Source organism: Paraburkholderia sp. CNPSo 3076 (assembly GCF_026343935.1).
Taxonomy (GTDB): Bacteria; Pseudomonadota; Gammaproteobacteria; order Burkholderiales; family Burkholderiaceae; genus Paraburkholderia; species Paraburkholderia nodosa.
In genome coordinates this window covers 42,726-53,802 of the sequence record NZ_JAPMAL010000046.1, presented here as the reverse complement: position 1 = coordinate 53,802, position 11,077 = coordinate 42,726, and the positions used below count along the sequence as shown (strand labels likewise).

General features: G+C 58.0%; 7 protein-coding genes and 4 pseudogenes. 3 read left to right on the top strand and 8 right to left on the bottom strand.

Translation table 11 applies throughout. The features are described from left to right. Positions 1 to 258 (top strand): annotated as a pseudogene (locus M3A49_RS36855) (IS5/IS1182 family transposase); the annotation flags it as partial. 247 nt (positions 259 to 505) lie between these two features. On the opposite strand, the pseudogene M3A49_RS36850 reads toward M3A49_RS36855, so the two are convergent. The 8 genes and pseudogenes from M3A49_RS36850 to gspD all read right to left on the bottom strand — a co-directional run. Next, a pseudogene (locus tag M3A49_RS36850) lies at positions 506 to 1,647 on the bottom strand (IS3 family transposase); the annotation flags it as partial. Positions 1,648 to 1,742: 95 nt separating this feature from the next. After that, complete coding sequence (locus M3A49_RS36845) at positions 1,743 to 2,144, bottom strand: hypothetical protein (protein ID WP_266233247.1); 402 nt, start codon at positions 2,142 to 2,144, stop codon at positions 1,743 to 1,745. A 30-nt stretch (positions 2,145 to 2,174) separates the two neighbouring features. Beyond that, positions 2,175 to 4,025 (bottom strand): type VI secretion system baseplate subunit TssF, encoded by a 1,851-nt coding sequence (gene tssF, locus M3A49_RS36840; protein WP_266233246.1) that lies wholly within the window; start codon positions 4,023 to 4,025, stop codon positions 2,175 to 2,177. A gap of 663 nt (positions 4,026 to 4,688) precedes the next feature. Next, positions 4,689 to 4,952 (bottom strand): PAAR domain-containing protein, encoded by a 264-nt coding sequence (locus tag M3A49_RS36835; RefSeq protein ID WP_266233245.1) that lies wholly within the window; start codon positions 4,950 to 4,952, stop codon positions 4,689 to 4,691. 66 nt (positions 4,953 to 5,018) lie between these two features. Then, the gene (locus M3A49_RS36830; protein WP_133190731.1) at positions 5,019 to 5,231 is read right to left on the bottom strand and encodes a hypothetical protein; all 213 of its coding nucleotides are present in this window, start codon (positions 5,229 to 5,231) and stop codon (positions 5,019 to 5,021) included. A 169-nt stretch (positions 5,232 to 5,400) separates the two neighbouring features. Beyond that, positions 5,401 to 6,100 (bottom strand): annotated as a pseudogene (locus M3A49_RS36825) (IS6 family transposase). Positions 6,101 to 6,184: 84 nt separating this feature from the next. Beyond that, positions 6,185 to 6,613 (bottom strand): hypothetical protein, encoded by a 429-nt coding sequence (locus M3A49_RS36820; protein WP_133190727.1) that lies wholly within the window; start codon positions 6,611 to 6,613, stop codon positions 6,185 to 6,187. A 662-nt stretch (positions 6,614 to 7,275) separates the two neighbouring features. Next, positions 7,276 to 9,480, bottom strand: coding sequence for a type II secretion system secretin GspD (gene gspD, locus M3A49_RS36815; RefSeq protein WP_254358490.1), 2,205 nt, complete (start codon positions 9,478 to 9,480; stop codon positions 7,276 to 7,278). 775 nt (positions 9,481 to 10,255) lie between these two features. Between gspD and M3A49_RS36810 the strand changes: the two genes are divergently transcribed. Continuing rightward, positions 10,256 to 10,579, top strand: a complete 324-nt coding sequence (locus M3A49_RS36810) for a hypothetical protein (RefSeq protein WP_246089447.1) — start codon at positions 10,256 to 10,258, stop codon at positions 10,577 to 10,579. After that, positions 10,530 to 10,787: pseudogene (locus M3A49_RS36805) on the top strand (IS6 family transposase); the annotation flags it as partial. The gene M3A49_RS36810 and the pseudogene M3A49_RS36805, both read left to right, overlap by 50 nt. Positions 10,788 to 11,077 lie beyond the last annotated feature (290 nt).

Genomic DNA, 11,077 nt, shown 5'->3' with positions numbered 1-11,077 from the left:
TTGCGGCGGGGCATCACACGCGGGCTACGCGCGATGATCAGACGGCGCAGCGCAATCGAGCCAGCCATCGGTCACATGAAGACAGACGGAAAACTCGATCGCAACTGGCTGAAGGGCGCGCTCGGCGATGCGATGCACGCGGTGCTGTGCGGCGCTGGCCATAATCTGCGGATGATCCTCAGGAAGCTGCGCTTTCTTTGTGTCTTCATTCTCGCTGCATTGTTCAACCGCAGCATTGCTGCCGACGCGATGGTGTGACGCCGGCCGCACGAGAAGCGAATTGTTCAGGGGCGACTAATTGGTCAACAACGATCTACCGTGGTCTTTGTCGTCTTCGTGTCTTCGTAGTCGCACTCTCCGTGCGCTACAACGTGTAGCCAGACGTCGCACCCGTTCCTATGTGATTCACGCTATCCAGCCAGCAGGTTGCAAAGCGAGTCTCGGAATCGAGCATGGCGACGAACTCAGATTCCAACAACGGTACGTCGTTAAGCGCCTAGCTCACAATGTATTCGCTGATGGCTCGCCGTGCCTCTTCGCGTGTGGCGAAGCGTCGATGACAGACCAGCTCGCTTTTGAGCGTGCCCCAGAACGACTCAATTGGTGCGTTATCGTAGCAATTGCCACGGCGACTCATCGAGCCCTGCATGCCGAACTGGCGTACGAGCGCCTGATAGGCCAGAGCGCAGTATTGAGACTCGCGATCCGTGTGATGGATCAGACCCCGCGCCGGGCGGCGCGATGCAACGACACGGAACAGTGCGTGCATCACCAGATTCTTCGTCATGCGCTCGCTCATGGAGTAGGCTACCAGTTCGCCGCTGAACAGATCTTTCAAGCCGGCGAGATATAGCCAGCCTTCGTCGGTCGCGATATACGTGATATCACCACATCAGGCCTGATTTGGCGCGGTTGCGGCGAAATCCTGGTTCAGCAGGTTCGGTGCCACTGGCAGGTCGTGCTTCGAATTGTCGTCGCCTTGAATTTGCGTTTCTGCCTACAACGCAACCCGAGCTTTTTACGCAGCCTTTTTATGCGATGAACGCCGAGTTGCACGCCATGCTCACCGAGGTGTTTCTGTAAGCGTTCGGGCCCGAAGGTTTCACGCGTGCGCTGATGCGCAGCGAGCACCTCCGCCTCCAGTCGCGCCTCCTGCTGTGCCCGCAACGACGGCGAGCGTTTGCGCCAAGCGTAATAGCCGCTCACGGAAACGCCCAGCAGCCGGCACATCGGTGGCACGGGATAGTCCTGTCGCATCTGTTCGATCACGCCGTACTTCACCGCGACTCCCTCGCAAAGTACGTTGCGAATTTTTTAGTAGATCGCGCTCCATCTTGACTTCGGCCAGTTCCCGCTTGACTTGCGCGAGCTCGGTCTCGATCTCAGTGAGCGGCTTTTGATGCTGGCCCACGCGCTCTAGCTTGCCGGCCTTCGCAGCACGCGCCCAGTTTGCTACTGTCTTCTTGATATCGACAGCCGTCGCGCAGCCTCCGAGACACCAACACCCTCGGTCATTGCAAGCTTGGGGGGCGAACAAGGTAAGCACTTATGCCCTGCAGCGCATAAACGCTTACCTCGCCGCTACCCCAGCTTCACTGCCTCTTCACGAAATTCCTTCGTGTAGACGGCTTTGGGGATTCGATTCAAGTATGCCTCCATTCCTGAATTTTACGGAATGATGGCTTCCACTTTTTCCGGCCGGCCTCAGGCCCGAGTCGCTGGCCCCCGAGATCCTCCGTGCTTCAAACGGTGTCCATGAGGCCCACAGCAAAACGGCTCCGTTGCATAGATGCGTGGATAGCTCTGACGCTGAAGGCGATAAAACGGCGTGTTTTTCGACCGGAAAAATTTGAATCACAGGCGTCGCAGTGATAGAACGCCTGGGTGGGCTTCAGCAGCGTGATGTTCCGGTTCTCGCAATATGGACACGCAATCGTCACCAGATGCTCCGGTTGCAGCGCTGACAACATCGCCGACATATCCCGCAACACAGGCTCCTCACTCCAGACTTGCACGAGTTCCTGATACTCGTCCGGAGCGACATGTGCGAATGTGGATTTGAACCAGACGGGCAGTCTCGTACCGGCGACTGAGACTGCCCATCGCCTACATTCGCGCGACATGTCCGACAACCGTTCGATCATGTCTGTTGATTCACCGATCAAATCCTGCCCTCAGATGAGCGGGGTCGTTCCGCGCAGCAATCGGCTACGGGTGAGTTCCGCGCCGTTGTTCGCTGAAATGAGTACGACCTGCACAAAGCTGTGTGCGGGGGCATACCGGACGAACACGCTTTCTAGCACTCGCGTGAACGTGCTGAGTGCGTAACCCGCGAGTGCAACATCGTCGACGACCAGGCGTATGCGTAGTCCACGCTCGAGCTGCGACTGCGGCGGCGCTATCACCCACTCCATTACGGGTTCGCCTGCAAGCCCGACAATCGCGTCGATATGCCTGGCCGCGGGCTGCGAATCCTTCGGAACATGACCCGATAGCAGTTCTTTCAACGCGGGCAGCCCCGCTTGGTTCAGGCTGAAAGTTCCGGGCGAGAGCAGGCTCACGAGGTTCCAGTAGCGGCCCGGCTTTCCCGGTCGGGGCTGACTGACTGTTGGTCGCCGCAGCATGACGATACGGCTTCCCCGTGCCCCGACCACATTTACAAAATCGCCCGCCGGGTTACCTGGAGCAATCGCCGCTGGCAGATTGCGGTTTGTGCATCGCAGATCAGCATGAATCTGTTCGAAGCCAGCGGGCTCAACAGGGCGACCATCGATGCCGACGAACGACAGTAGCGTGTCCTGTCCGGCAACGAATTCTGCCAGGCGCCTGTCGCGCTCGGCGACCCAGAAAAAGGGTCCGCGAGCGCCATGCGCACCTGTGCGGCCATGGTGGTTCAGGGACTCGAAAGCCGGCACCGGCGCAATCGTCGTGCTGCTTCCGCCCTTCACGCTCACCCGGACGGCGTCCACAGTCCAGACAGAAGTTTCCCCTAGCGTCAATGTTTGCGGTGCGAGCGGATAGACCGGCGTCGTCATGTCCTTAAGTACAACGGGCTCTGCCGGAAGCCGGAACAGGTTGACAGCGGGCGTGCACGAAAGCCGAAAGTTCGCCGGTCCCAGTTCGCGCAGGACGCGGGCCGCGAAAGAGTCCGGATGGATTCCGCGCACAGGGATATGAAGGTCGACACGATTGCGCGGGCCGTTGCCGCGCAGCAGTGTCGCCAGATCGATGTCGACGAAGTCGAACTTCTGTGGAAACGCGAAATACTCCAGGAGAAGTCGGAACGGCGAACGTTGCCGGTCGGCGCGCTCGATCATCGCATCATCGTCATCGAAGCCTGCGGCGCTGACAGGCACCTGTGGCAACGCTATCCATCGCCCGCTTCCATCGACCTCGACAAATGCGCCCAGCGCACGTTGCAGGAATGCATCGATGGTTGCTGCAACGGACGGCGCGCTACCGTCCACGAAAACGCGAACCTTATCCGGCACGATACTTCTCAGGTCAGCGCAAGCTATCAATGCGTCAAAGGAAATGGATAGAACCCCGGTCGTCTCATCGGACAGGCATACGGCTGCTGGAGCGGCTGTGGGCATGCGAAACCCGGCGTCCACAACCCGTATCGGTGCCAGCGTCACCTCGTACGCGGTCTCGAACGGGTATTCTCCGGTCTGTGTTTTCAGTTCGGTACGTCGTTTGATGACCGCCGGTTTCGTCAGCCGATCGAGCGCCCGGCTGCTTTCGAAACACGCGATGGTGCAGGATGGAAACGCGCGCAGATATTCTGGATACGCGACTTCAAGCAGCGGCTTCGTGAACTCGGGCACGTCGTCTTCAAGCCGCGCCGTCGTCCGCGCGTTGAGCAAAGCTGCGGACTGGATCATCCGCTCAACCTGCGGGTCTTCCGAGTGCTGACCGGAAATCGACAGGCGCGCAGCGGCCTTGGGATATCGCGCGGCGAATTCAGCAAGCGAAGCGCGCAACTGCCCAAGCTCCCGCTCGTAAAAGGAAATCAGATCGTCCATTGTGTTTTGAAAATAAGCGGCTCACGACACCTCTCGTCGACAGACGCATAAGTCAGCATGAACGTGATGCCCACTATTTTCGACGCAATGGACACCCCCTTGCCAGAGCCAGGCCGAGCTCCTCGCAGCAGCAAAGCACACTCGAACCACAATCCGGAATTCCGACGGTACGTTGCCGCGAAGGCATCCTGCGCACCCCGAACCTCTATCACACGGTTAGAGTGAACACAGCCTGAAAGATCTTGACAAAGGCAATCTCAAAGTCATACATCGACATCAATCTACAACTGCCCGTCACACAACCCATACACGATCGATGTGGGCAATCAATGCCCTCGCGTTAACACCGCGCACCAGTACAAAACAGCATATAGCGCGATCAACATCTGGTGCCAAAAGCCTAGGCCATCATTGTGCGAACGCCACGGACGGCACACAAGCGCGTATAGCAGTAGCAGAACGCAACCAGCGACGCTCACAAATATCGAGATCAGTCCGTTGACTAAGGCATCGCCAAATTCATAGGGGCCATTCGCCCAGAAGTAGATCTGGAGGATCAGGAACGCCCACAGGGCTATGCCGGATAGCCATAGGAGAGATGATTGCCTGGGTTGCTTCGCATCTGAATCATGTTGAGGGATCGCTCATATGCTCACCTGCCTTTCACGCCAAGCCGGACGTTGCCACTGAGGAGATCAGGACGGCCCCGCACGAGGTCTTGTGAGCATCGAACGCAACCGCATGCCCATCGATTCTGACATTCTCATCACCCTCGATAATCACGCAATCCCTGTGACCAGATCGAGGACAGGTGCATTTATCGCCAACACATGCGACTGGCCGGCCCATCACTGTAGACCGATTCTGTCCAGTCACCACGCGGCCGCCATGACTTGTTGCGTCTCCCATTCGAATAACGCCTCGCACCCACAATCTCCTGAAAGAGAATTCACCAGGACAACGATCCGTAAATCGAGTCACTTGGCCATACTTTCACATGATGCGGCATACTCCTGGATCGGCAAACATCCACGCCGCCAGACTTACACAAAACGCCGCAGCGAGACCGGGGGCGAACCATTTCCAACTGAAGCGAGTCCGCTTACTCCCACTGATAACGGCAACTACCGCAAGGTATCCGAGAAGCGCCTGGAAAAACACGCCCGGCTCATTCATCGCAGTTTCAATGGGCGCACCGAATGCCATAAGGAATGTCCAGAACACTGCGCCCACGGGTTCCCGACAATAAGCTATGGAAAAACCAACGACCGCGGAAAATGCGACAGCAGCCCCTGCGATTGCAAAACCCGCGAAGGGCGGCTCTGGTGCAAATAGGCGGTCTGCACGAGATTTTTCTTATATAGAGGATATCTTATCAAGCAGACAGGACGACCTCCCAGACTGCGGGCGCAGTGGCATCTTTGAGGCCGAGCTTCGCGAGACCGAATTGGCCCTTGCGAATGCGATGTACCAACTCAATACCAGAGAGAGTGATCGCTGCGTTCCTGAAACGTTTGAAGCCGAGCATGACTTTCGTCCGGGACTTGATGTTGCGGTGGTCCTGCTCGACCAGATTATTGAGATATTTCGAGGATCGGACCTTCGTGTCCTCAGGCAGCAAGCCATCGGCCTTCATCTCGCGCACGGCGCGGTGCGAGGCGGCATAGCCATCAAGCGTGATGCTCTTCGGTGGCTGGCCCTGATGTCTATTGCCTTCCTGAAAAAGGCTCTTGCCGCCTTCACGTCGCGCCTGGCACTGTCTGGCCCACCCGATCCACCGCCCGATAAAGATAGACCCACTTGCCGCGCAGCTTGAGATAAGTCTCGTCAACACGCCAGGACTGGCCGGTGGGCCTGCCGAAACGATTCCACCGTTTGACGAACTCCGGCGCAAAGCGCCGCACCCAGCGCAGGATCGTCGTGTGGGCCAGCGCCAGACCCCGTTGCGCCATCATTTCGACCAGATCGCGCAAGCCAAGCTTGTAGCGCAGGTACCAGCGAACACACAGAATGATCACATCGCGGTCAAAGTGACGGCCTGCAAACAGTTCGTCCAGGCTCTTCAGCTTGCTCATCGCCAGTTCTCAATTCGTTCAGCCCGACACCTTAACCGATTCGCCCCCGCGCTATTTGCACCTGAGCCGCGGAACCCATCACTGCTACTTCGTGCCTGCACTGCAGCAATAGGCGAGCAGGAATGTAGGAGTTCCGGGCGTCTCTGCCACGATCGTGCGGATGTCCTTGTTGAGCTTGGCCATCGCTGCGGACACATAGTCGGGAGCCGGCAGCTTGTTCGTATTGAAGTCGTGGACAGCCACAACAATGGTCTTGTTGTCTGCCGTCATGGGGTGGGCGAGAGCCCGATCTTCTTCCGCAAACCTTTGCTCGCGTGTTGCGACAGCACCGACTCGCCCCACGCAACAGCCGTGGGTGCCCGACATCACGTGAATTGTATGGCTGTCGCCCTTCAGCCCCGCAGCGATCTCCTCAAGAGCCGCTGCGACGTCCCTTACGTTGCATTCCCCATGGAACCCCCAAATTTGCACGGTGCCAAGGGTGTCATCGGTAATTTTTGTTAGTTCTGCCATATAAATTTACGAAGGAGATATTGGAAACGCGTGGCGATGCACCGCGTAACATCAGCAAGGTGTCCAACCATTCTTGAGGAGCTAGTGACTCAACGACCATACCAGATCCTACTGATTTAAGAGGTGCCGTTCACTATTCTGAATCAATCTTTCAACCGTTGGTGAGCCCACTTGGTTACCACACACTGCCCGCGCGAGGTAGAAGTTTGCCTCGTGGGTAGGAGAGGGCACAAGACAATTAACATCAAATTAATTGATATGTAGTTCAGTCCGAACAAACTGCGTGAGGCATCAGTTTTTTTCATGCGGTCCAGTGCATATATTTCCACTGGCCGCCCTTGACCTTGATGTAGCTCTTCCGTGCGCCGGCTTTTTCAGTCCCATAGTCACTGCGCAACACGCCGGCCAACATAAATCGAAGTTGTACGCAGGAATCGTATTGGGGCTTCCTCCCGGCTGTTGCACGTGGACGTCAGCGCGCCACGCCGTCAAAAGATATGTGCAGCAACGCCAGTCAAAGTAGCTCGATTCTTGTCGCAAGCTCGCCCTTAGCAGGTTGCGGAAATACACCCCGACGGAAGCGGCCTTCCTCCATTTCCGCAACCTGCTAACGCTTGATGAATCGCATAGGGGCATCCCAACACGACAACTAAGACATCGATCTACTGGCGACGCATCTTGTCGAGATCGAACAGATTCAGGGTTGACCCGTCCTGACTTTGACCTACCGGCTTCTGCGGCACGACAGGGTCGTCGTCCTTCATCAGGTTGTTGTCCTGACGATACGCGCCCTGCACACCTTGAATGTAGTCGTAGCGGTTCGACGTGACAGCCTGCGCCTTATCCCGATCGTCGATGATGACCGGACGCAGGAATATCATCAGATTCGTCTTTTCGCGGCTCTTCTGCTCCGAACGGAACAACTGGCCGATCCACGGCACGTCGCCTAGCAGCGGCACCTTGCTGTTGCCGTTCGCGTACTTATCTTCTATCAGGCCGCCGAGTACGATGATCTCGCCATCATCGGCCAGCACCGTCGACTGCACCGAGCGCTTGCTGATCGTCACGCCGCCCTGATTGTTCGTCGAGGCCGAATCGACGGACGAGGCTTCGGAATAGATTTGCAGCTTTATGATGCCACCGTCGGTGATCTGCGGCTTCACGCGCAACACGATCCCGACATCCTGTCGATCGAACGTGTTAAACGCGGTTACGGACGTCGCGGCATTCGCGGTCGGCGTGGCGTATGAACCCGTCACTACAGGCACGTTCGAGCCAACGACGATCTTCGCCTCTTCGTTATTGAGCGCGATGAGGTTAGGTGTCGATAGGACGTTCGCGTCGCTCGACTGCGACAGCGCCTGCAACAGGCCGCCGAGACCGAACACGTCGCCGAAGCGGTGCAGCAGGCCTACGTTCAGGCCGTTGTTCAGCAGGTCCGCGCCCTTCGTCGCGAGCGCTGGGGCCGGGTCGTTTGCGATGGTCGCCCCCTGCGCGGTCAGGTTCACGATGCCCTGGCTGCCGTTGGAATTGAAGTTGGAGCTGCCGTAGAGACCGTTGTTTCTACCATTCGACAGCAGCGCACCCTGCCACTGGATGCCGAGATTCGCGTTTGTCGTCGCCGACAGTTCGACGATTAACGCCTCGATATATATTTGCGCGCGGCGGACGTCAAGCTGATCGATCACGCTGCGCAGATTGCCGTAGACGGCGTCCGACGCGGTAATGATCAACGAATTCGTCTCCGGATCGGCCTGGATCACCCCGCCGGGCTGGTTCTCTTCACCGTCACCGCCTTCCTTTTCGCCAAGAAACGCCGCGTTGTTGCCTTGACCGCCGTTGTTGCCGCCGCCTGCGAGTCGATTGCTTCCCATCGACGAGAATGACGAACCGCCCAAGGATCCGCCTGGAAGTGGCGGCTGGCCCGGTGTGCTCGCCGACGAGTCCATGCCTTGGTTGAACGAGTTCGCGGCATTACCGCCCCCTGTGGACATCAAATCATTGCCGCCCTTGCCGAGCATGCGGCGCAGCGTCTTCGCAAGACGCCCGGCATCCGCGCCCCGCAGCTGCACAACGTGGATGTTACCGGGTCGCCTGGTTGCCGCATCAAGCTGCTTCGCCAGCGACTTCGCCTCCGCGAGGCGCACTGCGTTCGACGCTCGCAGCATTAGCGAATTCGTGCGCGGATCGGCCTGCACCGAGACTTTCAGCGTCGCATCCGTATTACCGATCGACCCAGGGTCGAGCATCTTGGTCATCTGCCTCGCAACGTCGATCGCATTCGCGTTTTTCAGTTCCACTACCTGCACCTGCTGGCCGGCCGCAGAATCGACGCCCGCGATGATCTGCGCAATGCGGCGGACGTTATCAGCGTAGTCCGTGACGACGATCGTATTATTTGATGGATAGGCCGCAATCATATTGCTCGGCGAGATGAGCGGACGCAGCACTGGCAGGAGGTTGTTCGCCGATTCGTACCTGAGGCGAAAGATCTGGGTGACGACCTGATCGCCGTGTGCCGAAGGCGCATTTCCGATGTACGTCGGCACACCCTCCACTTTCGCGTCCGCTTCGGGCACAACCTTGAGCACACCGTGATCCTGCACCAGCGAGAAACCCTGCATTCGCAGCGCAGACTGCAGAGTTTTCAATGCTTGATTCTCGGAAACAGGGCGCTCAGAGACTAGATTCAGCCGCCCTTCGACGTGCGGGTCAACAATGATCGTCTTCCCTGTCGCCGCGCCGACCGCCTTGGCGACCTGATCGATGCCGGCGTCAACGAAATTGAGCATCACATCTGCCTGCGCGGTATGGGCGGCAATCAATCCAGCCAGCAGCAATGCGGTTGCGATGCGACGTAAAGCCATACGGTTTGTTCTTGTGAGGTTAACAGTCAATGTGGATTTGCCGGCAGTTGAATCAACACGCACAGCGCTTTTACGTTGTGACAGTTGCCGCTTTGTTCGCGAGTCACCCTCAAACTCCAGGAGGACCGCATGAGGGGAAACACGATCACGATCGCTACGCATGCAACGGTGGGAAGCAATCAGTCGCACGGCAGGACCATGGCCGCCACATTGCAGAAGAGCGAACGGCGTGGCGATGAACAGCGACGTCAAGAGGCCTTGACAGCCATGGAACAGCGCGCCCAACCGCTCCATCATCACGATGCAGTTGAGGCAGCCGAGCTGCTGAGCCGATTCCGACCACCAGCTCGGTGAACGAGGTGGCCAAATATCCTGACCGTCGGTACGCGGAGCCGCCCTACGACGCAGATGGCGACTGCTATTGCGAGACTGCCCTAGCACCCTCTGAACTGATTCGAAGTAGACAGGGCCATCCTTGCGAGGACACTACGGACAAGAAAGATGGCAATCCGGCGCGGCGGTCGCATCACGCTCTCAAGCTCCAGCTCGAGAACATAAAGGCATCCGAGGCGTGCTGAGCCCGCTCGTCACGGGCCGCGACAACTCCGCGCTCGCACCTAACCCCGTGGCAACGATGCACGAATCGTAACAGCGCAGGCTCGTTTTGTATAAGTCGCTATTTTTTTGGGATGCATCAAGCACATTTATGAGTCGCGATTTGCGCCGAAAGCGAGCACCATAGCGGAGCTACGCAACCTTCCGCGAAGGGGGAGTCATGGACAAGATTGCTCGTGTTGGAGTTGATCTGGCGAAGCATGTCATGCAGATCCATGCCGTCGACAGTGCCGATCTTGTCATCGTCCGAAAGGCGATTACGCGCGATCGGTTCGTTAACTGGTTTGCGAATCTCGAGCCGTGCCTCGTTGCAATGGAGGCATGCAGCGCCGCGCACTACTGGGCACGCAAACTCCGGTTCTCGGAGGCTCTGGTGCAAATAGGGCCGGCGAATGGGTTAGAGTTGTCGGAACAAAACGAACCGACGAGCCGCGATGAGCAAGCTGAAGAGTCCGGAGAAGTTGTTCGACGGACGCCATTTTGATCGGGAGATCATCATTCTGTGCGTTCGCCGGTACCTGCGCTACAAGCTCAGCTTTCGCGATCTGGTCGGGATGATGGCCGAACGGGGATTGTCGCTGGCTCACACGACGATTCTGCGCTGGGTGAGGCGTTATACACCCGAGTTCGTCAAACGCTGGAACCGCCTTGCTACACCTGCGGGTCGCTCGTGGCGTGTCGATGAGACCTACCGTACGCCCAGCCAACGTAGCCCGCCCACATGGGGGTGAAGTTGCTTGAACATGTTTGGAATGCAGGACCCGGTGGATTTGAAGTTGCGGTACCGGGGCATGCCCTTTCTCTGCTGCGAGAGAAAGTGAGCCGAAGCGGCGGTGACTTGCCGGACACTGGCAAGGTGACGAAGTCCGTGGGAAACGGAGCTTGCGGCGAAGCGGTTACGCCAAGATGAGCTTCCAGGCTGAGCATGGGACGGTTGAGGGACACGAACCTATTGAAACGCATCTGAGGGTTGAATCGTCAC

Coding starts and splice junctions, on each gene's coding strand:
- M3A49_RS36845 (WP_266233247.1), bottom strand. CDS start 2,144: ATGATCGAACGGTTGTCGGACATGTCGCGCGAATGTAGGCGATGGGCA.
- tssF (WP_266233246.1), bottom strand. CDS start 4,025: ATGGACGATCTGATTTCCTTTTACGAGCGGGAGCTTGGGCAGTTGCGC.
- M3A49_RS36830 (WP_133190731.1), bottom strand. CDS start 5,231: ATGGCATTCGGTGCGCCCATTGAAACTGCGATGAATGAGCCGGGCGTG.
- M3A49_RS36820 (WP_133190727.1), bottom strand. CDS start 6,613: ATGGCAGAACTAACAAAAATTACCGATGACACCCTTGGCACCGTGCAA.
- gspD (WP_254358490.1), bottom strand. CDS start 9,480: ATGGCTTTACGTCGCATCGCAACCGCATTGCTGCTGGCTGGATTGATT.
- M3A49_RS36810 (WP_246089447.1), top strand. CDS start 10,256: ATGGACAAGATTGCTCGTGTTGGAGTTGATCTGGCGAAGCATGTCATG.